The 21,652-nt window shown below is 34.6% G+C and carries 16 protein-coding genes and 2 tRNA genes; 12 read left to right on the forward strand and 6 right to left on the reverse strand.

Annotated elements, in window-relative coordinates:
* Positions 1-3 precede the first annotated feature (3 nt).
* The 8 genes from DNC80_RS08130 to serB all read left to right on the forward strand — a co-directional run bounded on the left by DNC80_RS08130 (position 4) and on the right by serB (position 7,756).
* The gene (locus tag DNC80_RS08130; protein WP_182650718.1) at positions 4-510 is read left to right on the forward strand and encodes a heavy-metal-associated domain-containing protein; all 507 of its coding nucleotides are present in this window, start codon (positions 4-6) and stop codon (positions 508-510) included.
* Complete coding sequence (locus DNC80_RS08135; RefSeq protein ID WP_182650720.1) at positions 510-1,316, forward strand: hypothetical protein; 807 nt, start codon at positions 510-512, stop codon at positions 1,314-1,316. The genes DNC80_RS08130 and DNC80_RS08135 overlap by 1 nt, the downstream gene beginning before the upstream one ends.
* 277 nt (positions 1,317-1,593) lie before the next feature.
* Positions 1,594-1,665 (forward strand) — tRNA-Glu (locus tag DNC80_RS08140).
* Positions 1,666-1,986: 321 nt separating this feature from the next.
* Entirely contained in the window at positions 1,987-3,312 is a 1,326-nt protein-coding gene (locus DNC80_RS08145; protein WP_182650722.1) for a trigger factor, read from the forward strand.
* A 411-nt stretch (positions 3,313-3,723) separates the two neighbouring features.
* Positions 3,724-4,398 carry an ATP-dependent Clp endopeptidase proteolytic subunit ClpP gene (gene clpP, locus DNC80_RS08150; RefSeq protein ID WP_182650724.1) on the forward strand — a complete coding sequence of 225 codons (675 nt, stop codon included), beginning with the start codon at positions 3,724-3,726 and terminating at the stop codon, positions 4,396-4,398.
* An 86-nt stretch (positions 4,399-4,484) separates the two neighbouring features.
* A complete protein-coding gene (clpX, locus tag DNC80_RS08155) occupies positions 4,485-5,717 on the forward strand; it encodes an ATP-dependent Clp protease ATP-binding subunit ClpX (protein ID WP_182650726.1) in 1,233 nt (410 codons plus the stop codon).
* 151 nt (positions 5,718-5,868) lie between these two features.
* Positions 5,869-6,279 (forward strand): SRPBCC family protein, encoded by a 411-nt coding sequence (locus DNC80_RS08160; protein ID WP_182650728.1) that lies wholly within the window; start codon positions 5,869-5,871, stop codon positions 6,277-6,279.
* Positions 6,280-6,520: 241 nt separating this feature from the next.
* Positions 6,521-7,756 carry a phosphoserine phosphatase SerB gene (serB, locus tag DNC80_RS08165; RefSeq protein ID WP_182650729.1) on the forward strand — a complete coding sequence of 412 codons (1,236 nt, stop codon included), beginning with the start codon at positions 6,521-6,523 and terminating at the stop codon, positions 7,754-7,756.
* Between the two features lie 454 nt (positions 7,757-8,210).
* On the opposite strand, the gene DNC80_RS08170 is transcribed toward serB, so the two are convergent.
* Positions 8,211-8,882, reverse strand: coding sequence for a response regulator transcription factor (locus DNC80_RS08170; protein WP_182650731.1), 672 nt, complete (start codon positions 8,880-8,882; stop codon positions 8,211-8,213).
* Positions 8,883-9,072: 190 nt separating this feature from the next.
* Positions 9,073-10,602 carry a GH3 auxin-responsive promoter family protein gene (locus DNC80_RS08175; protein ID WP_182650733.1) on the reverse strand — a complete coding sequence of 510 codons (1,530 nt, stop codon included), beginning with the start codon at positions 10,600-10,602 and terminating at the stop codon, positions 9,073-9,075.
* 95 nt (positions 10,603-10,697) lie between these two features.
* On the opposite strand from DNC80_RS08175, the gene DNC80_RS08180 reads away from it, so the two are divergent.
* Positions 10,698-11,492, forward strand: a complete 795-nt coding sequence (locus DNC80_RS08180) for a DUF2797 domain-containing protein (RefSeq protein WP_182650735.1) — start codon at positions 10,698-10,700, stop codon at positions 11,490-11,492.
* Positions 11,493-11,725: 233 nt separating this feature from the next.
* Here DNC80_RS08180 and DNC80_RS08185 read toward each other — a convergent pair whose 3' ends face one another.
* Positions 11,726-14,347, reverse strand: a complete 2,622-nt coding sequence (locus DNC80_RS08185) for an AsmA-like C-terminal region-containing protein (RefSeq protein WP_182650737.1) — start codon at positions 14,345-14,347, stop codon at positions 11,726-11,728.
* A 186-nt stretch (positions 14,348-14,533) separates the two neighbouring features.
* Positions 14,534-16,294: a signal peptide peptidase SppA gene (gene sppA / locus DNC80_RS08190; protein WP_182650739.1), complete on the reverse strand. Its 1,761-nt coding sequence runs from the start codon at positions 16,292-16,294 to the stop codon at positions 14,534-14,536.
* Positions 16,295-16,428: 134 nt separating this feature from the next.
* On the opposite strand from sppA, the gene folK reads away from it, so the two are divergent.
* On the forward strand, positions 16,429-17,574 hold the full coding sequence (folK, locus tag DNC80_RS08195; protein WP_182650741.1) for a 2-amino-4-hydroxy-6-hydroxymethyldihydropteridine diphosphokinase: 1,146 nt from the start codon (positions 16,429-16,431) through the stop codon (positions 17,572-17,574).
* Here the strand turns inward: folK and DNC80_RS08200 are convergent.
* Positions 17,555-18,085 carry an RNA methyltransferase gene (locus DNC80_RS08200; protein ID WP_182650743.1) on the reverse strand — a complete coding sequence of 177 codons (531 nt, stop codon included), beginning with the start codon at positions 18,083-18,085 and terminating at the stop codon, positions 17,555-17,557. The two genes, folK and DNC80_RS08200, sit on opposite strands and share 20 nt — an antisense overlap.
* 70 nt (positions 18,086-18,155) lie before the next feature.
* The gene (locus tag DNC80_RS08205; protein WP_144889447.1) at positions 18,156-18,605 is read right to left on the reverse strand and encodes a DUF1573 domain-containing protein; all 450 of its coding nucleotides are present in this window, start codon (positions 18,603-18,605) and stop codon (positions 18,156-18,158) included.
* Positions 18,606-18,764: 159 nt separating this feature from the next.
* Between DNC80_RS08205 and mutS the strand changes: the two genes are divergently transcribed.
* Complete coding sequence (gene mutS, locus DNC80_RS08210; protein ID WP_182650744.1) at positions 18,765-21,401, forward strand: DNA mismatch repair protein MutS; 2,637 nt, start codon at positions 18,765-18,767, stop codon at positions 21,399-21,401.
* Between the two features lie 143 nt (positions 21,402-21,544).
* Positions 21,545-21,617: transfer RNA gene (locus tag DNC80_RS08215), tRNA-Gly, on the forward strand.
* Positions 21,618-21,652: the final 35 nt, after the last annotated feature.

Genomic DNA, 21,652 nt, shown 5'->3' on the forward strand with positions numbered 1-21,652 from the left:
AAGATGTTTAGAAATAATTTAAAAGCAATCATGTCAATTGGTTTGGTTTTGTTATTTGGATTAACAGGATTTGCTCAAATGCAAAAAGCCGAAATTAAAGCGACAGGTTTAACGTGTTCAATGTGTTCGAATGCTATAAACAAGCAATTAAAAGCAATGAATGGAGTGGTCAATGTAAGTACGGATTTAAATACAAATTCTTTTTTTGTAGCCTTTGAAAACAACAATGCCATTACGCCAAAAATGTTGAAAGATGCTGTTGAAAAAGCAGGGTTTTTTATAGGTTCGCTAGAGCTGACACTTTCTTCAGAGGATTTAAAAAAGAAAGAGTCAAGTTACATCATACTAGATGAAAACGTATCGAATAGCACAACGGATACTAAGGTAAAAGTCTATGACAAAGGATATTTAACGCATAAGGAATTTAAAAAAATGCAAAAAACATTTTCAAAAGTCCCTACTTATGCACTTGATAATGAAGAAGATTATCATATTAAAAGAGTTTTATAATGAAGTTATTTAGTGCGGTATTACTACTGTTTGTAACGAGTATAAATGCTCAAGAGCTTTTTGTTGTCACGGATCCTGCAAGTAATGTACCTGCTGGATCTTTGGGAATTCGTTTGGGGCAATCTATTTTTAAAAAACAAATGGAGTCAGGATACAACTACCACATGATGCCCGAGGCTACCTTAGGAATTAATAAAAATGTGATGGTTCGTACAACGCTTTTTGTGAGCAGTAGAAATAATCAATTAAACACTGAAGGAGCCAGTATTTATGCTAAGTACAGGTTTCTTTCAACTGATGATGTGCAAAGTCATTTTAGGATGGCAGTTTACGGACGCTATAGTTTTAATAAGGCTGATATTCATCAAGAGCAAATTGAAATTCAAGGACAAAACACAGGTTTTGAAACTGGATTGGTAGCCACGCAGCTCATTAAAAAAGTAGCTCTTAGTTCAAGTTTAAGTTTTGAAAAAGTGTATGATAACAAACCTAATTATAACTTTCCAGAGAACTTAAGTGACAATGCTACTAATTACACATTTTCTATTGGTAGATTGATGTATCCTAAGAAATACACTAATTTTAAGCAGACCAACATTAATACAATGATTGAGTTTTTAGGACAAACATTGAATAAAAATGGAAAATCATTTCTAGATGTAGTGCCGTCTGTTCAATTTATAATAAATAGTCAAGCTAGGATTGACCTTGCTTATAGATATGAATTGTATAGTTCTATGATGAGAACAGCTCCTAATGGTGTTTACCTTAATTTAGAGTATAATTTTTTTAATATTTTAAAGTAAAATAAAGAAGCACAATTCAGTTGATTCTTTAGTGAACTGGATTGTGCTTTTACTTGGATACTGCTTTTTAATGTTTGTTTTTTAAGAAAGGATCAAGTCTAAGAGGTGTTATTGGTTTCAAACCCTATTTTTTAAACAAATTGCTTAAATTTTTAGTAATTATAAATCAAACAGTTGCGAGTTTTATTCCGTGTAATTCTTATTTTTTTATAAAAATCAGTAATTTTTTTTTGGATTTTAAAAAATAGTTTCTATTTTTGCACCCGAAATAAAAGCAGGCCCGTTCGTCTATCGGTTAGGACGCATGGTTTTCATCCATGTAAGAGCGGTTCGATTCCGCTACGGGCTACAAACTTTCAATTTTGATGTATTAGGTCAATAATTCACGCACAAACTAAAAGCCTCGATTTTATCGAGGCTTTTTTTTGTTTAAGAAAAATCTATACAATCCTCGAGTTGCAGAGAGTCTGAAAGCTGTAGATCGATTCCTTAAGCTTGTAGCAAAAAGGCAAAGAACAATCACTTCAAGAATTTATATTCAGGAAATGGTCTTTTTATAAGATTTTGAAAGAAGAAATTGGGTAAAAAGGGTCTCGATAAAAAGCTTGGTTGGCTTATAAAAATTTTATAATTTTGCATTCCGAATTTATAATGTAAATTAAAGAAGAAGATGGATATTAAAAGAGTAGCAATAGACGCTGTAAATGAAACAATTGTAATGACAGTTGTTCATATGGATTATAAAGGTCAAGTAGCAAAAAGAATAAACGAAAAAATGCCTTTGGCAACTGTTAAAGGTTTTAGAAAAGGTGCTGTGCCAAAAGACCTTGTTGAAAAACAATACGGTAAAGCTATTAAACAAGAAGAAGTTCAGAAAGTTGTAGATTTAGCACTTGAGCGTTTCGTTCAGTCTGAGAGATTGAACCTTCTTGGAACTCCACTTCCTAAAGTGAATGAAAACTTTGATTGGAGTGCTGAAGAATTGACTTTCGAATATGAAATCGGTTTGGTTCCTAATTTCGAATTGGATTTAGAGGCTAAAAACGACATCGTAAAATATGTGGTTACTGCTGATGATAAATTAATCGACGGTCAAGTAGAAAGAATCCAAAAACAATTTGGAACTGCAATTCCACAAGAAGTTGTTGCTGCTGATTCAGATGTTACGGGAACATTCTCTAACGAAGAAAAAGGAATTAATAATGCCACTACTATTGCTGCGGATCTTTTTAAAGACAAAGCGACTTTTGATTTATTCATTGGTAAAAAAGTAGGTGATGTGGTAACTGTAAATACTAAAGGTTTATTTGAAGACGACCACCAATTGATGGACGTGATGAAAGTAAATCATGATGACGTTCACGGTTTAGACGTTGCTGTAAACTTCACTATCGAAGCAATCAACACTGCTGAATTAGCTGAATTGAACCAAGAATTGTTTGATAAATTGTTTGGTGCTGGAACAATTTCTTCACTTGAAGAATTGAAAGGAAAAATCAAAGAGGATGCTGAAAGCCAATTTGCTGCTCAAGCAGATCAAAAATTATTGGGTGATGTAACTGAGTTCTTAATCGAAAACACAAAATTTGATTTACCAGCTGAGTTCTTGAAAAAATGGTTACAAACGGTAGGTGAGAAAAAATTAACTCCAGAAGAAGCTGAGGTTGAGTATGCACGTTCTGAGAAAGGATTGCGTTTTCAATTGATTGAAGGTAGAGCTATGGCACAATCTGATATCAAAATCACTTTTGAAGACTTAAAAACATTCACTACAAAAAATATACGTCAGCAAATGGCACAATTCGGACAAACAAATCCTACTGAGGAAGAAGTTCAAGGAATTGTAGCACGCGTTTTGTCAAACCAAGACGAAGTAAAAAGACTTTCGGATCAAGTAGTTGCTGAAAAATTATTAGAAGTATTCAAAGAAAAAGCAAATCCTACGACTAAAGAAGTGACTTACGAAGAATTTATTGCTGCATCTTACGGAGAATAAATTCTAGTCGTAAAGTCAAATGTCATAAAGTCAAAAGTTGAAAAAACGAAAAACAATTTCGTTAGTTGTTTCAAATTTTAAGATTTTATTACAAATGCAAAACAATAAAAATTACCTATATTTGAGCGTCAGAAATTTATTTTTTTGACGCTCTTTTGTTATTTTAGCAAGTAGGAGCTAATCCAGCTTTTCGTTGCAAGTTTTTTTACCTGTTTAGATTTTATACAATTATTGCAAGAGCTTCCTTTGGTCGCTTTGCCCTAATTATAAAATCAAAAAACAGCTTTCAAAAAGCTTTCCACTACTATCTGGGCTAAAAAGCAAGACATATTGACACGATTTGTAAAGCGGAACGACCTTTGCAATACCGATATACAACTAGAGATAAAGTACAACTTAGAACACATACACATGAACTACGGTAAAGAATTTAAAAAGTTTGCTACAAAGCACCAAGGAGTAAATGCCATGTATTACGATAAAATCGTTGCGGCAATGAATCCTACTAATATGACTCCATATATCATTGAAGAACGCCAGTTAAACATTTCGCAACTTGACGTTTTCTCTAGATTAATGATGGATAGAATTATCTTTCTAGGAACAGGAATCGATGATCAAATTGCAAACATAGTACAAGCACAATTGTTATTTTTAGAAAGTGCAGATGCTTCTAAGGATATTCAAATTTACTTGAACTCTCCAGGAGGAAGTGTTTATGCAGGTTTAGGGATTTATGACACCATGCAATACATCAAGCCTGATGTAGCTACAATTTGTACGGGTATGGCTGCCTCAATGGGAGCAGTATTATTATGTGCAGGAGCTGCAGGGAAACGTTCGGCATTGCCACATTCAAGAGTAATGATTCACCAACCATCAGGAGGAGCACAAGGTGTAGCTACTGATATGGAAATCAACTTGAGAGAAATGTTGAAATTAAAAGACGAATTATACAACATCATTTCACACCACTCCGGACAAACTTTTGATAAAGTGCATGCAGATAGTGAGCGTGATTACTGGATGAAAGCAGATGAAGCTAAGGAATACGGAATGATTGATGAAGTATTGAGAAGAGGATAAAAATTTGTCGAAAGTCAAAAGTCCTAAAGTCGAATGTATTATGCAGACTTTGAGACTTTTGACTTTATGACATTAGACTAAAAAGAATGGCGAAAGAAAAATTAGAATGTTCGTTTTGTGGAAGGAAAAAGCCAGAAACTAATTTATTAATAGCAGGCATTGATGCGCACATTTGTGATAAATGTATCGAGCAAGCGCACGGAATTGTTCTTGAAGAATTAAAAACAACTGGTAGTTCTAAACTAGTAGGAGATTTAGTTTTACAGAAACCAAAAGAAATTAGAGCTTTCCTAGATCAATACGTTATCGGTCAGGACCAAACTAAAAAGGTGATGTCTGTGGCAGTTTACAATCACTACAAACGTTTGATGCAACAGCAACAAGACGATGAGGTAGAGATTGAAAAAAGTAACATCATCATGGTAGGTCAAACCGGAACTGGAAAAACATTAGTAGCTAAAACCATTGCGAAAATGCTTGACGTTCCTTTAGCTATTGTAGATGCTACCGTATTGACAGAGGCAGGTTATGTAGGTGAAGATGTAGAGAGTATTTTAACACGTTTGTTACAAGCTGCTGATTATGATGTAGCCAAAGCAGAACGCGGAATTGTATTTATTGATGAGATTGATAAAATTGCTCGTAAAAGTGATAATCCATCTATTACGCGTGATGTGTCTGGTGAAGGAGTACAACAAGCCTTACTTAAATTACTTGAAGGAACCGTTGTGAATGTCCCACCAAAAGGAGGACGTAAACACCCAGACCAAAAATTTGTTGAGGTAAATACCCAAAATATCTTGTTTATTGCCGGTGGTGCTTTTGATGGAATAGAAAGAATCATTTCGAAACGATTGAACCGTCAAGCCGTGGGGTATTCGACTTCAAAAAATGTAGACAATATTGACAAAGACAATTTGTTGCAATACATTATCCCAAAGGATATCAAAGATTTTGGATTGATTCCAGAGATTATTGGCCGTTTACCAGTTTTGACACACATGGATCCTTTGGATAGAGCAACTTTGCGTTCGATCTTGACAGAGCCTAAAAATGCCTTAATCAAGCAGTACCAAAAACTATTCTTAATGGATGAGGTGGAGTTCTCTATCACTGATGAAGCATTAGACTTTATTGTGGACAAAGCCTTAGAATACAAATTAGGTGCACGTGGTTTGCGTTCTTTATGTGAAGCTATCTTAACAGATGCGATGTACGAATTACCAAGTTCAGAAGACAAGACCTTAGTGATTGATGAAGAATACGCGCAAGAAACTTTGAATAGAAATCTATTGAAACGATTGGAGATAGCATCTTAATATTGCGATTTTCTCAAAGAAAACACTAACCTGTTCATTGATTTGAACAGGTTTTTTTTATGGAAATTTTAAAAAGATATTGGCATATAAAAAAGAAAATCTACTTTTAAATATTTTGTAATTTTATATTTAAATTAAAAAAAACTTTAAAATGATAACAGTACAAAGCACCATAAATGCTTCAATAGATCAAGTATGGAACATATGGACTACTCCGGAGCATATCATGAAATGGAATAACGCCTCAGATGATTGGCATACTCCTTTTGCTGAAAACAACTTAAAAGTGGGAGGGAAATTCAAATATACGATGGCTTCAAAAGACGGCACAATGCAGTTTGACTTTGAAGGGGTTTATACTAAAGTTGTGAACCATTCTTTAATAGAGTACCTACTGGCTGATGGGAGAAAAGTGACAATTGTTTTTGAGAAGGAAGCAGATTGCATAAAAATAATAGAAAGTTTTGATCCAGAAACAGAGAATACAGAAGAATTACAAAAAAATGGGTGGCAGGCAATTTTAGATAATTTTAAAAAACATGTCGAGAATCCAACTCTTTAAAAGTTTTAAAAATAGCAACGTGGAAGTTTAGTACTCTAAGATAAATAGTAAGTAGGATTTAATCAAATCCAAGAATCTCTTAGATTGCAGTTTTCTTAAAATTGCAAACCTGTTTATTGATATAAACAGGTTTTTTTATGCAGTTTTTACAGTATTTGTTATTGTTTTAAAAAATCACGTCTATTTATTTAATATCAACTTTAGAATATCGATTTTTGTTAGTACAATTTAATTATGTCACATGAAAGTAGAGGACAAAGAAGTTATATTATTGAAAGTTTCAGGACAAGATAAGCCTGGAGTAACTGCTGGTTTAACATCAATTTTAGCCAATTACAATGCTATTATTTTAGATATTGGTCAAGCTGATATTCATGATACGCTATCCTTGGGTATATTATTTGAAATTCAGGCTGGATCAACATCAGGGCCGGTTTTAAAAGATTTGTTATTCAAAGCCTACGAATTGGGGGTTAAGGTCAAATTTATTCCTATATCTATTGGCGAATATGAGATTTGGGTCAAAGGGCAACGAAAACAACGGTATACAATCAATATTTTAGGGGAAACATTAACTGCGGTACAGATTGCTGCAGTGACCCAGATTTTATCCAATCAAAACTTGAATATTGATGCTATTAAGAGATTGACAGGACGTGTTTCCATTATTGAAAAAGAAGAATTCCCTCGTGCTTGCATTCAGCTTTCGGTAACGGGAACAATCGTTGATAAGTCTTTTATAACCGCCAGTTTTATGGAAATTTCGAGAACGCTAGATGTGGATATATCGTTTCAAGAGGACAATATGTATCGCAGAAATAGGCGTCTAGTATGTTTTGATATGGATTCGACCTTAATTCAAACTGAAGTTATTGATGAGCTTGCAGAACTTGCTGGAGTAGGCGAGCAAGTTAAAGCAATTACCGAGGCTGCAATGAATGGCGAAATTGATTTTAGCGAAAGCTTTAAGCAACGAATGGCTTTGTTAGAAGGATTGAGTGAAGAAGTACTGCAAACTGTAGCCGAGAATTTACCTATCACAAAAGGCGCCCATAGATTAATGAAGGCCTTAAAATATTACGGATACAAAACTGCTATTCTTTCTGGAGGTTTTACCTTTTTTGGGAACTATTTGCAAAAAGAATTGGGAATTGATTATGTTCATGCAAACGAACTAGAAATAAAAGACGGTAAGTTAACAGGTGATTACATAGGTGAGATTGTTGACGGTAAAAAGAAAGCCGAATACCTACAAGCCATTGCTGATAAAGAAGGTATTCATATCAATCAAACCATTGCGGTAGGTGATGGCGCAAATGATTTACCAATGCTAAATCTTGCTGGTCTTGGAATTGCTTTTCACGCGAAACCCACTGTTAAGGAAAAGGCAGAAAGTGCTATTTCTAGTTTAGGTCTGGATGGTGTTTTATACCTATTAGGATACCATGACAGGCATATTGATATGATGGAGCATTAATTCTTAAGTTTTAAAAAAAAAAGCACTCGCTCGATACGAGTGCTCAACTCAAAAAAAAATCTATGATGTATTTTATGATGGCTATAAATCAAAAAATAGTATCTATAGATATATGAAATAGTTAACTGTTAACAGTGTCATTATTTCAAATTGAGACGGATAAATCATCTCAACAAATTGGTTGATAGCACTAGAATACTGATTTTTTCGTTTATAATTTCTTAAAAAAAATAACTATATACTCCTAAAATTAATCCTAAAAGAAGTAGTAGGTCCTTCGTTAGATTAGTATGATTAGAGTAAAATCAATCTAGTGCTTTCAATTTTTAACAAACGCTTAATAGAACAGAAAATTGGGGGCATTCTGTTTTTTTAAACTTCTACGTTGCAAATCTAATGTAAGATTTTGGATTAATTTTACGGTTTTTATGTTAAAATTTTACGGTTTTTTGGATTATATGATCCCTATTTTTTTTGCTTCGTCTATGATATCTTTATCGGTTCCTTTATCAACTAAAAGCTGGATTTTAATATTTGACTTCCTTTTTTCAATAGTGCTCAAGGACAGTTCAAGTTGGTCTGTCATGTCTTTAGTCCTTATTCCGCGGGATAATAAGGCCAATATTTCACAATCAATGGCATCAAAATCAAGTTTTTTTATAATGTCTTGGCGTAACACCTTATGAATGGTGGTGCTGTAAAATTTTTGCCCAACGACTATTTCTTGATAAGCGGTCATCAGGGATTGTGCGTTAATGTCATTCTTTAATATAAAACCTTCGGGATTTATTTTTTCAATTGCATTGTATAAGAGTAGAGGTTCACTATGCATGGTTAATAAAATGATTTTACATTTAGGAAAGTATTGTCTGATAAGAATTCCTAAATCAATACCGTTTTGAATGTTTTTGTCTTCATAAGGAGGTAAACTAATGTCTAAAAAAGCTACGTCTAATGTTAGCTGAGAATGATTCCTATCCCTTATTTTGTTGTATGCTTCTTGGCATGAAAATGCGGTAGTAAAATGTTTTGGAATAGTGGTGTTTTCAAGTCGGGATAATATATTGATATAGGCATCAATAGTAATAGGATGATCGTCTACAAGAAGAAGGTTATGTGTTGTCATTAAATGAATAGCATTTTAAAATGCTAATATAGAATAATGTATTTTGCGTTCAAATAGATATTTAAAGTAATTTTTTATTTCTTACTCATTGAGATATCATCTTGAAGTTAGATTTTGTTAAAATTGCTATTACAATATTTATTAGGGAATAGAACTTTTATTTAATTTATACAATCCTATTTCATTTCTATCACATATATTTATTTTGAAACTGCAACTCCTTCAATTGCTCCAAATAATCCCTTTGGTTGGATAATCTTGGTATTTTGTGTTGCCCGCCTAGTTTGTCTCGGTCTTTTAACCAATCGTAAAATAAATTTTTACGAGCTACATTGATCACCAATGGGTTTAAGGTCATGTTGTTGTAGCGTTTGGCTTCGTAGTCAGAGTTGAGAGCTTGTATGGATTCATCTAATACTTTCTGGAATTCCGCTACATCTGTAGGGTTGTCTTTAAACTCAATCATCCATTCGTGAGCGCCTTTCTCTTTGCCTTCCATGAAAATGGGTGCCACAGTATAGTCAACCACTTCGGTTTGGGTGATTTTACAGGCTTTGGCAATAGCCTGATCTGTGTTTTCAACCATTAATTCTTCGCCAAAAACATTGATATGATGTTTGGTTCTGCCTGTAACTCTTATTCTATAGGGGTTTAAGGAAGTAAAACGCACCGTGTCACCTATCATGTAGCGCCACAAACCAGAGTTGGTAGTAATGACAATAGCATAGTTTTTAAACAATTCTACATCTGCCAGTCGAATTACTTTTTGATTTGGCGTGCCAAAGGCATCCATCGGAATGAACTCATAAAAAATCCCGTAGTCCAACATCAACAACAAATCACTGGAATAATTCAAGTCTTGAATGGCAAAAAAACCTTCAGAGGCATTGTATATTTCGTAATACTTAAAATCTTTTTTGGGAAGTATTTTTTTGTACTGCTCGCGGTACGGTTCAAAATTGACACCACCATGAAAATACACTTCTAAATTGGGCCAAATTTCTAATAAATTCCCTTTGCCGGTTTCCTCCAGCATTTTATTCATTAATACCAGCATCCAGGAAGGAACTCCTGCAAAACTAGTAACATTTTCATTTTTGGTCTCGTTGATAATGGCAGCAATCTTGGTTTCCCATTCGCTCATTAAGGACGTTTTGCTGCTTGGTGTACTGCTAAACTCTGCCCAAATAGGCATGTTCTCTATTAAAATAGCCGACAAGTCTCCAAAAAAAGTATTCTTGTCTTCGTAAATTTGGGAACTGCCACCTAAGCGCAAACTTTTCCCCAAAAATAATTCCGAATCTTCATTGTTATTCAAATACAAGCATAACAAATCTTTGCTGCCTTTGTAATGACAATCTTCTAACGCTTCATTACTTACAGGAATAAATTTACTCTTAGCGTTCGTGGTACCGCTTGATTTAGCAAACCACTTTATGGGTGTTTCCCAAAAAACGTTTTGCTCTCCCTGGCGAGTCCGTTCAATTAGGGGTTGCAATTCTTCGTAGCTAGATATAGGAACTCGTTCTGCAAACGTGGCATAGGTTTGTATAGATGCAAACTCATATTCTTTGCCAACAACTGTATTCTTTGAGGATTGTATCAAGTGCATAAGCAATTCTTCCTGAACTTCATTAGGGTATTTCAAGAAAAGTTCGATTTGATGAATCCTTTGTTTAAGCACCCAAGAAGCAAACGAATTGATTATGGTTAGCGGCATTTTTAAATTATGAATTATGAATTACGAATGATAACTTTACCAAAAATAACAAAATTTGTTTAACAACTTGTGTTAAACCCGAAACTTTAAAGCGCATGACTTACGAAGGTGTACTTGCAAAAATGCAAACCGAATTGGGTAATCCCATTCAATATTACTTGGTTTTTGAAGATAGTTTTTTGAACGTGAATCAGTTGCTGAATAAAGAGCTAGAAATCAATTTTGTAGGCTATCAATGTTTAAATTGTGGCAAAAAGAAAAAAATATTCCGTCAAGGTTTTTGTTACGATTGTTTTTATTCCAGCCCAGCCGTGGGCGATTGGATTATGAAACCCGAGTTAAGTACCGCGCATCTTGGGATTCAAGACCGGGATTTAGCCTATGAACAAAAAGTGCAATTGCAACCGCATATTGTTTACCTGGCCTTATCTAGCGAAGTAAAAGTAGGAGTGACTCGCAAAACACAAGTCCCAACCCGATGGATAGATCAAGGTGCCAACCAAGCCATTTCAATTGTTGAAGTGCCTAATAGATATCTAGCCGGAATTACCGAAGTAGCACTCAAGAACCATTATGCTGATAAAACAAATTGGCGAAAAATGTTAACCAATAATATAGAGCAAATTGACTTAGTTTCAGAACGTTTAAAAGTTGAAAATCTAATTCCAAATGAGGTTCAGGAATATTTTCATGCTCAAAAAAATGATTTGTATGAAATGCATTATCCCGTTCTAGACTATCCTGCTAAAGTAAACAGTTTAAGCTTAGATAAAACACCACAATTTAAAGGAAAACTTACCGGGATAAAAGGGCAATATTTGCTTTTTGAAAACGGAACCGTATTTAACATCCGTGGTTCAGAGGGGTATGTAGTTTCTCTTGCAGTTTAAAAAGTTCTTGGGCGTATCCTTTTTTTAAAATTGGAAAAAATTTTAAAAAAAGGTCAGGCTGTTCGCTATATCTTTTATTCCGCTTGGGCTGCATAAAAGGATGCCGCTGCCATCCTTTACGCAAGTAAACCCGTTGCAGCAGCACGCCTACACTAGGAACAGGATTAAAATTACAAACAAAAAAAGAGGAATTTCACTTAGTGAATTCCTCTTTCCTATTTTATAAAACCTTCTTAATTTACTTTGGTAGTATCTACAGCTTTCTTTTTCTTTTTGAACAGTCCGTTAAGCAAATCGGCTGCTTTTGCTTTAACTTCTTCTTTTGTTGCAGCTGCAGTAGGCGTAGCTGTTTTTGTGGTATCGCCTGGCTTTTTATTTTTGTTAATATAATCTGTAATTGCTGAGGTTCCTTTTTTAACCAATCGATCTTTTTGTTGGTTTACCAGTTGCGTTGTAAGCTTAGTAACCGCTGTCTTTACATCAGTTGTAATTCTCGGATTTGTAAAACTACCAACTAAAGATGCATTGATAGGTAAATTCTCTAGTTTGGCAGCATCAGCAGGTGTCAGTTTAGCTAGTAACGCATTGGCTTCCGAGCCTAAATATTTGGCCGGCACATCAAATTTTAAAGTGTAATTCATGCTTTGGTCAAAACCATGCGTTCCACCCACAGTGGCTTTGATGTCTTTGTATTTAATATCAAATGGCTTCACATTTACCTTACCGTCCTTGAACGTGATGGCTGCTTTAATGTCATTTAAATTGATTTTGTTGACATCAATAAATTTGATGTTAGACCCAATTGCTTTGAGCAAAGTAGAATTATTTGAGTTTACAGTAGATGACAACAATTGACCCAATAAGTCTCCGGTAAGTGTTTTTAAATCGGGTGTAAATTCAGTTGCATCTAGATTTCCGTTTAGTTTAATGCTGGAGTTCAGCTTCCCGTTGATGATACCGGCAATAGGAGCAATTTTTTTCAGCATGTCCAGCTGCGTAAACGATTGTGCAATATCTACTTGATTTAATTTCAAATCCATGTTAAAAACAGGTGTTTTCCCTTTAGTAGAAACGGCACCGTTTACGCCAATAGTTCCTCCAAAAATAGATGTTTTTACGTTTTCAAGGGTTACTTTTTGATCCCTAACAAATAATTTTCCAGAGACATCTCTCAGCGTAAGGTTGTCATATAAAACGGTAGTAGCTTTTGCGGTAAGCGTACAATTTAAGAACGCAGGAATCTTCATGGCATCGGCTTTTTTAGCTGTAGCTGCTTCGGTTTTTGCAGGTTCGCCTGTCGTCATAAAATCATCAACAGCTATTTGCTTCGAAATCATATTGAAATTTCCTTTTAGTTCTTGATTTCTAAAGATAAATCCGTAAAAATTCTCTAAAATTCCACTTACACTAATGTCGCTTTTTCCTGTCGTAGCATTCAATTGTTTTAAATTCACTTGGCTAGGATTGAACTGAACCACTGCCGTGCTTATGTTCATTGTTTTTCCGTTTTCGTCAGCGTATTTAAAACCAGATAAACTCATGTTTCCGGCATTCTTTATTTTTTCATAGTCGCTTTTCTCAACAGATTGCATGTCAAATTTTGTAGTGACATCAGCCTTTAAAATACCTGATAAAGGTTTGTCAAGTTTGATAGGATAGGCCTTAGAGAGATTAGCTAAATTAATAGTTCCTTTTAATGCGGCATCAACTAGTGCGTTTTGCGTCACGTTTCTAATATTGGCTTTGGCATTAAATACATCCTGATCAATTTGAAATGATAGTTGGTCTAGGTTTACATAGGTGTCATTAAGAATTCCCGTTTCGTTGATAATTTTGGTATCTATTACAATTTTATCAACTGATTTAGGCAAATTCGGATATTGAAACGAAGCATTGTTTGAGGCAAAGGCTATGTTAAACTTTGGAACAGTAGTCTCAGAGTACAACCCTTTTGCAAAACCAACTATGGTGAAATCTCCAGTAGTTTTTACATTGTCTAGACTAGCGGCGTAGGCTTCAGGGATAATCCCTAAAAAGTTTTTGAATGAGGAGGTAGGTGTTTTAAACGTTAAGTCATATTGTTGTCCGTTTGGCATTATTTGTATAAAACCATCAAATTCTAACGGCAATTGATTGATTAAGGCTTTGTTTTCCTTAAACGTATATTTGCTTTGCGCCAAATCAATACCTAAAACGGCATCTAGTGTTAAGGCAACCTTATTCATGTAGTTGACCTTGTCCAGGTTGAGAGAAATTTTGGCTGTAGTTTTGGTGTCTAAATCTAATTTTTGTGCAGCAAAATCTCCTGTTCCTTCATGGTTAAGACTATCAATAACCATTTTAATTTTAGAGCTTTCATCAAAATAGCGAAATTGAAAGTTCTCAATTTTATAATCTTTGATTTTTAAAAGTAATGGACTACTTGGACCTTCTTCTTTTGCTTTTTGATCTTTGAGAGCAATATCAAAGTTGCCGATTCCATTTTTATTGAAAATGATATTAATTAATCCATTTTTAGAGTAAATGCCATCAATAGCAATGGCTTCTTTTTTATCCTTAAAAAGTTCTTTGATAGACATTTTTAAGTCGATTTCTCCCAATGAAACAAGGGTGTCACCTTCAAAGGGCGCTTTGTTGATTATGACTAATTTTTCTAAAGTTACATTTGCATTTGGAAAATTTTTAAAAAGACTTAAATCTGCTTCTGCAAAGGTTACTTTGGCGTCTACATTGGCGTTTATAGCCTCAGATATTTTTGCTTTTATCTGGTCTTTGAATAAAAACGGTGCAGCAAATAGCGTTACTATCAAAAGTAATAAGAGGATTCCAATGATTTTTAAAATTTTCTTTACCATAATGTTTTAGTTTTTAATGGGATAAGACCAAGGAAAATTTTGGTCAACTCAATACAAAAATAATGGTTTATTAGGTAAATTGTATGTAATGTTTTCATAAAACCCAAAAATCTTTATTATTTGAAAATAAAAAAATCCGCTCGAGCATCATACTCAAGCGGATTTTATAAGCTTTTGATTTTTTAATTACCTAATGTTGATTTCATACGGCAACATGGCTTGTACACCTTTGCGGTTTTGAAGTTTTTTAATTTCCTGCATCACACGGTAATTTTCTTCTCCAATTTCTTCTTTGATAAAAGCAGCTTTTGATGTCGCAAATGGGAAGCCAGCAAATAAATCCTCAAAGTTTTTCTCGTATTCTGGATAATTTTGAGTACTGTAAGTCTTTATTTTGGCAAGCTTAGCAGCATTTGCAATAGCATCATTTAGACCACCTATTTTATCTACAAGTCCTATTTTTAGTGCTTCAGATCCTGTCCAAACTCTTCCTTGGGCAATGGCATCTACTTGAGCAAATGTCATTTTACGACCTGTTGCTACATGCGTTACAAATGTTTTGTAGATATGCTCTACCCCTTCAAGAGTAACTGCTTTAAAGTTTTCGTCTAATGGTACAAATGGACTATAATCAGCAGCATTAGTATGTGTTTTAACTTGCTCGGTATAAATACCCATCTTTGTTGCCAGTGGCGTAAAATTTGGTAAAACTCCAAAAACTCCTATAGATCCCGTAATGGTGTTTTCTTCAGCAAAAATGGTATTGGCGTTACAAGCAATGTAATATCCTCCGGATGCTGCATAATTCCCCATGGACACTACAATAGGTTTTACTTTTTTGGTCAATTCAATTTCTCTCCAAATCAAGTCAGACGTTAATGCACTTCCACCTGGACTGTCTATTCGTAAAACAATTGCTTTTACGTCTTTATTATTTCTGGCTTCTTCCAATGAGCGACGCATAGATCCTTCACCTATTACTGTTACATCTCCTTCACCACCCATAATTTCTCCCTGAGCATAAATAACTGCAATTTCATTTGAGCTATCTTTTGATAGGGAGGTTGTGGCTACTTTTTGTGCGTAATCAACAACAGATATGGTGTTGTAATCTTTGTCTTGATCTACTTTTAAAATTTTCTTAATGGCGTCATGATATATATCTTCGTAGGCAATAATGTCTACTAGCTTTTGTGCTTTTGCCATTTCTGGGGTTCTAGCTTGCAGGCCATTTGCAATTTCATTTAGTTTTGCCACTGGAATGTTTCTACTTTTTGAAATGTCATTTACAACAGAATTCCAAACAGACGTTAATAAAGCTGTAGTTTGTTCTCTATTAGCATCACTCATCTTGTTTTCAAGAAAAGGTTCTACGGCACTTTTATATTTTCCGTGGCGAATCACTTCCATTTTTAATCCTGATTTTTCTTGGAAATCTTTGAAAAACATAATTTCGGATGAAAGACCTTTAAAGTCCATTTCTCCAACAGGATTGATGTAAATAGGACTCGCAACAGAGTTGATGTAGTACTCTTTTTGAGAATAGGAATTGGCGTAAGCCATGACAAATTTCCCTGATTTTTTAAAACTTTCTAGTGCATCGCGCAAGGCTTTGCTTTGTGCCATACCCAATCCAGAATTGCTATTCAGAATAGATATTCCCTTAATATCGTCATCATTTTTTGCTTCTTCAATAGCATTTAAGATATCAATTAAACCAATGGTTTTGTTTTCTGAGAAAACGGTAACCCAAGGATCTTTGTATTTTCCTGCATAATCATTTTGTATATTTCCTAAATCCAACTCGATAACTGAATTATTTTCAACTACAACTCCTTCAGATTCACCACCAAAAATGGCTCCAATCAGAACAATGCCAAAGAAAAACAACATGAAAAACACAAAAATACCAATGATGGTAGCTAATACATTTCCTAAAAATTTCATACTTATATTTTTTTAATAAGTCTCTGAAACCATCGTATTGTTACACAAATGGGAGACTTTTTTATGTTTATTATTTTATGCATAGCTCAATTTGATATAATTCTAAAATTCTTTTAGTTAATTTGCACCCCATTATGAAATCACAACATCAAGTCATATTATCCATAGGAAGTAATCAAGGAAATCGCAAGGAAAACATCCTTCAATGTCTGCAGTTAATACATCAAGAGGTTGGTACAATTATCAAAACCTCTAAGTTATATGAATCACCCGCTTGGGGTTTTGAGAGTGAAGCCTTTTATAATTGTGCCGTACTAATTCACACGTATCAAGCGGCGCATAAAGTTTTGAATCAGGTTTTAAAAATTGAAAAACGTTTGGGACGTGTTCCTAATCTATCAACTGAATACCAATCTAGAGTAATAGATATTGATATTGTTGCTTTTGATGACGATGTTATTGCTACTGAAAAATTACAGGTGCCACATCCTTTAATGCAAAACAGGAATTTTGTTTTGGTTCCTGTTTTGGATCTGAATCTAGATTGGAAACACCCTCTTTTACATAAAAATGTTTCGGAGTTGTTGGCGTGTACTCCAGATACAAGCGCTTGTGTATACATACAAGATCTTGATGAACCGTTGCGTAACATTCCGCTAGAGCGCTATAATTATGTAGCTTTTGAAGGGAATATAGGCGCAGGAAAAACAACCTTAGCATCAAAAATAGCGGAAGATTTTAATGCTAAAACAGTTTTAGAGCGATTTGCTGATAATCCTTTTTTGCCAAAATTTTATAAAGATCAAAACCGTTATGCCTTTCCGCTAGAGATGTCTTTTCTTGCCGATAGGTATCAGCAATTATCAGATGACTTGGCGCAATTTGACTTGTTCAAAGATTTTTTAGTAGCGGATTATCATATTTTTAAATCGTTGATTTTTGCCAAGATTACACTCGCTGAAGATGAATACCGCTTGTATCGCAACTTGTTTGATATCATTTACAAAGAAATGCCTAAGCCAGATTTATACGTTTATTTATATCAAAATTCAGAGCGCCTGCTGCAAAACATCAAGAAAAGAGGACGCAGTTATGAGCAAAAAATCCCTACCGATTATTTAGATAAAATAAATAGTGGCTATTTAGATTACATTAAATCTCAAACAGATCTCAATGTTTTGATCATTGATGTATCTGATAGAGATTTTGTTAAAAATCAAGAAGACTACTTGTTTATCTTGAACGAAATTCAAAAGAAAATCAATACTGGAACTGTTTAAATAAATCCCAAACAACGATCCCAGCACTCACAGATATGTTTAAGGAATGTTTTGTTCCTAGCTGAGGAATTTCAATACAACCAGTACATAATGCCACCGCTTCTTGTGAAACGCCATGAACTTCATTGCCAAAGACTAAAGCGTATTTTTTTTCTTTTTCAACTTCAAAATTTTGAAGAAAAACAGCATGCTCTACTTGTTCAATAGCTAGAGTAATCACATTTTCAATGTTTAATTTCTCTATAACTTCTAAGACGCTATCGTAATGTTCCCAAGCAACAGTTTCTGTAGCGCCAAGTGCTGTTTTGTGAATTTCTTTGTTAGGAGGAGTAGCTGTTATGCCGCACAGATAAATTTTTTCAATCAAGAAAGCATCTGCGGTACGAAATACAGATCCGATATTGTGTAAACTTCTAATATCATCTAACACCAGTATCAGGGGTGTTTTTGTAGATTTTTTAAAGGTTTCAATTGATTTACGTTCGAGTTCACTGTTTTCTAACTTTCTCATGGTGTGGAATTATTCAAAAAAAAAGCTTCCAATTTTACAGGAAGCTTTAAAGTATTTGTTGTAAAAAGAATTAGCTTTTTGATGTTTCAGCTGCTAAAACGTTTCCTTTGATAGTAAGTGTTTTAGTAGGAACAACTGCGTTAGATGTTAACGTGATTGTTTTAGTAAACGGCTGTCCTCCTCTTGAAGTGTCATATTTCACTCCAATAACTCCTTTTGCTCCAGGAGCAATAGGCTCTTTAGGATAAGTAGGAACCGTACAACCACATGATCCTTGAGCATTTGTAATGATTAATGGTTTGTTTCCGTTGTTTGTAAATACAAATTCTCTTCTTCCATCAGAGTTGTGAGCAACAGTACCATAATCAATGGTTTCGCTTACAAAAAGCATTCCTGCTCCATTTACCTTCGTATTAGCAATTTTAGCTTTTACCGGTTTCAATTTTTTTGTAGTTTCTTGTGCGTTCATACCTGTTATCCCAAAGGTAACTAGCATAGCTAAAGCAATTATTTTTTTCATGTCAGTATAATGTTTAATTGTAAGTACAAATTTAATTAAAAAATTATATGTTACATCTAAAATTATATTAAAATGAATACTTTAGTTTGAATTGCGTTCAATTTTGTTTAAAAATCTATAAATTCGCCTAAATTTTAATTACCAAATACCTCAAAAAAAGTGGCGTCAAAAGATAAAATAGTCAAGGAAACACCATTGATGAAGCAATACAACGAGATAAAAAGAAAGTACCCTGATGCTTGCTTGCTATTTCGTGTGGGTGATTTTTATGAAACCTTTGGCGAAGATGCGGTTCGAGCCTCAAAAATCCTTGGAATTGTTTTGACCAAGCGTGGCGCAGGCTCCGAAGGAGAAACTGCCTTGGCAGGTTTTCCACATCATTCCTTGAATACCTATTTGCCTAAGCTTGTCAAAGCAGGTTTGCGTGTAGCAATTTGCGATCAGCTTGAAGATCCTAAAATGACCAAAACCATCATAAAACGTGGTGTTACCGAACTCGTTACGCCAGGAGTTTCAATGAACGATGAGGTTTTGCAATCCAAAACAAATAATTTTCTTGCGGCAATTTATTTTGCCAATAAAATCATAGGGATCTCCTTTCTGGATGTTTCAACAGGGGAGTTTTTAACTGCTCAAGGTAACGCCGAATATATTGATAAGTTGCTTCAAAATTTTAGCCCAAGTGAAGTTTTGATTCCAAAAAATAAAAAAGGGGAATTTAAAGAAGCTTTTGGCGAAGACTTCCATAATTTTTATCTGGAAGATTGGGTTTTTAAGGAAGATTATGCCTTTGAAACGCTCACAAAACATTTTCAGACGGTTTCTTTAAAAGGTTTTGGTATTGAAGATTTGAACGAAGGTATCATTGCATCTGGAGCCATATTGTATTATTTGTCCGAAACACAGCATAATAGGGTGCAACACATAACGTCTATACAGCGTATTGCTGAGGATGCTTATGTATGGATGGATCGCTTTACCATTCGCAACTTAGAGCTTTACCATAGTTATAATCCTAATGCGGTGACCTTGCTTGATGTGATTGATAAAACGCTTTCGCCAATGGGTGGAAGACTACTCAAACGATGGCTAGCTTTGCCTTTAAAAGACAGTCATAAAATAAAAGGCAGGCATCAAGTGGTTTCTTATCTAAAAGAGAATCAGAGTGTTTTAAAGAACATTCAAAATCAAATCAAACAAATATCCGACTTAGAACGACTGATTTCTAAAATTGCTGCTGGTAAAGTTTCGCCACGAGAAGTGATTTACTTGAAAGAATCTCTGGATGCCATAATTCCGATAAAAACACTTGCTTTACAAAGTCAGCAAGAAGCAGTAAAAGTAATAGGGGATAGCTTGCATAGTTGCGATTTGCTTCGCGAAAAAATTAAATCCGTTTTAAATCAAGATGCTCCTGTGGCTATTGCCAAAGGAAATGCTATTGCGCCAGGAGTTCATGCTGAACTTGACGAGTTAAGAGCGATTTCAACTTCAGGTAAGGAATTTTTAGAGGGTATTGAAAAACGCGAATCACAAGCAACGGGGATTTCATCGTTGAAAATCTCATTCAATAACGTTTTTGGTTACTATATTGAAGTGCGTAATATGCACAAAGATAAAGTGCCTGTAGAATGGATCAGGAAACAAACACTAGTCAATGCAGAACGGTATATTACGGAAGAACTAAAAGAATACGAAACTAAAATCCTAGGCGCCGAGGAAAAAATTCATAAAATAGAAGTCGAATTATTTGAGCAATTGGTGAGTTGGATTGCAACGTACATCAAACCAGTTCAAATGAACGCTAATTTAATCGCACAACTAGATTGCTTGTGCTCTTTTACTCAGTTAGCTGTTGAGAATAAGTATGTTTGTCCTGAACTTGATGATAGTTTTGAATTGGATATCAAAAACGGAAGACATCCAGTGATAGAAAAACAATTGCCTGTAGGGACGCCGTATATTGCAAATGATGTTTTTCTGGATCGAGAAACACAGCAATTAATTATGATTACAGGACCAAACATGTCTGGTAAATCAGCAATATTAAGGCAAACCGCCTTAATTGTACTTTTGGCTCAAATGGGAAGTTTTGTCCCTGCCGAAAGTTTACGAATGGGAATTGTAGATAAAATATTTACAAGAGTAGGAGCAAGTGATAACATCTCTATGGGTGAGTCTACTTTTATGGTTGAAATGAATGAAACGGCATCTATCTTGAATAATATTTCCGATCGAAGTTTAGTTCTATTAGATGAAATTGGTCGAGGAACCAGTACCTATGACGGAATTTCGATTGCTTGGGCCATAGCCGAATTTTTACACGAACACCCATCTCAGCCCAAAACCTTGTTTGCTACGCATTACCATGAGTTGAATGAAATGAGTGAATCATTAACACGCATACAAAATTACAATGTGGCTGTTAAAGAATTAAAAGACAATGTTCTTTTTATTCGAAAATTAGTAAAAGGAGGAAGTGCACACAGTTTTGGGATTCATGTAGCCAAAATGGCTGGAATGCCTCAAATAGTGATTTTAAAAGCCCAAAAACTACTCAAGAAATTAGAGCGTAACCATTCTAGTGATGCCTTAAATGGTACTAAAACCTCAAAGCAGGGATCAATACTAAAAGGAGAACCGGCGGAGCCAATGCAAATGAGTTTCTTTAATCTTGACGATCCTTTACTCGAAGAAATAAAAGAAGAGATCATTAGTCTTGATATTAATACCATAACGCCTATGGAGGCATTAATGAAACTCAATGAAATTAAAAGAATGTTGACTAGAAAATAATTTATGTTTTTTAGTGGCACGTTATCAGATTGTTATCTTTTTTGTTTGATTTTTTTGCAAAAAAGGCTTGTTTAATTCAATAAATGTGCTAAATTTGCAACCGCAATACGAACCAAGTATTGCGGTTCTTTTAAATACAAAATGCGAAAATAGCTCAGTTGGTAGAGCGCGACCTTGCCAAGGTCGAGGTCGCGGGTTCGAGCCCCGTTTTTCGCTCAAACACCTCTTAATGCTCGGATGGTGAAATTGGT

Source organism: Flavobacterium sp. SOK18b (assembly GCF_014156605.1).
Taxonomy (GTDB): Bacteria; Bacteroidota; Bacteroidia; order Flavobacteriales; family Flavobacteriaceae; genus Flavobacterium; species Flavobacterium tiangeerense.

Excerpts from the sequence above, each read along its gene's own strand:
- serB (WP_182650729.1), top strand. The coding sequence starts at position 6,521 with ATGAAAGTAGAGGACAAAGAAGTTATATTATTGAAAGTTTCAGGACAA.
- DNC80_RS08180 (WP_182650735.1), top strand. The coding sequence starts at position 10,698 with ATGACTTACGAAGGTGTACTTGCAAAAATGCAAACCGAATTGGGTAAT.
- DNC80_RS08170 (WP_182650731.1), bottom strand. The coding sequence starts at position 8,882 with ATGACAACACATAACCTTCTTCTTGTAGACGATCATCCTATTACTATT.
- clpP (WP_182650724.1), top strand. The coding sequence starts at position 3,724 with ATGAACTACGGTAAAGAATTTAAAAAGTTTGCTACAAAGCACCAAGGA.
- DNC80_RS08185 (WP_182650737.1), bottom strand. The coding sequence starts at position 14,347 with ATGGTAAAGAAAATTTTAAAAATCATTGGAATCCTCTTATTACTTTTG.
- DNC80_RS08175 (WP_182650733.1), bottom strand. The coding sequence starts at position 10,602 with ATGCCGCTAACCATAATCAATTCGTTTGCTTCTTGGGTGCTTAAACAA.
- DNC80_RS08130 (WP_182650718.1), top strand. The coding sequence starts at position 4 with ATGTTTAGAAATAATTTAAAAGCAATCATGTCAATTGGTTTGGTTTTG.
- DNC80_RS08205 (WP_144889447.1), bottom strand. The coding sequence starts at position 18,605 with ATGAAAAAAATAATTGCTTTAGCTATGCTAGTTACCTTTGGGATAACA.
- folK (WP_182650741.1), top strand. The coding sequence starts at position 16,429 with ATGAAATCACAACATCAAGTCATATTATCCATAGGAAGTAATCAAGGA.
- sppA (WP_182650739.1), bottom strand. The coding sequence starts at position 16,294 with ATGAAATTTTTAGGAAATGTATTAGCTACCATCATTGGTATTTTTGTG.
- DNC80_RS08160 (WP_182650728.1), top strand. The coding sequence starts at position 5,869 with ATGATAACAGTACAAAGCACCATAAATGCTTCAATAGATCAAGTATGG.
- DNC80_RS08135 (WP_182650720.1), top strand. The coding sequence starts at position 510 with ATGAAGTTATTTAGTGCGGTATTACTACTGTTTGTAACGAGTATAAAT.
- clpX (WP_182650726.1), top strand. The coding sequence starts at position 4,485 with ATGGCGAAAGAAAAATTAGAATGTTCGTTTTGTGGAAGGAAAAAGCCA.
- DNC80_RS08200 (WP_182650743.1), bottom strand. The coding sequence starts at position 18,085 with ATGAGAAAGTTAGAAAACAGTGAACTCGAACGTAAATCAATTGAAACC.
- DNC80_RS08145 (WP_182650722.1), top strand. The coding sequence starts at position 1,987 with ATGGATATTAAAAGAGTAGCAATAGACGCTGTAAATGAAACAATTGTA.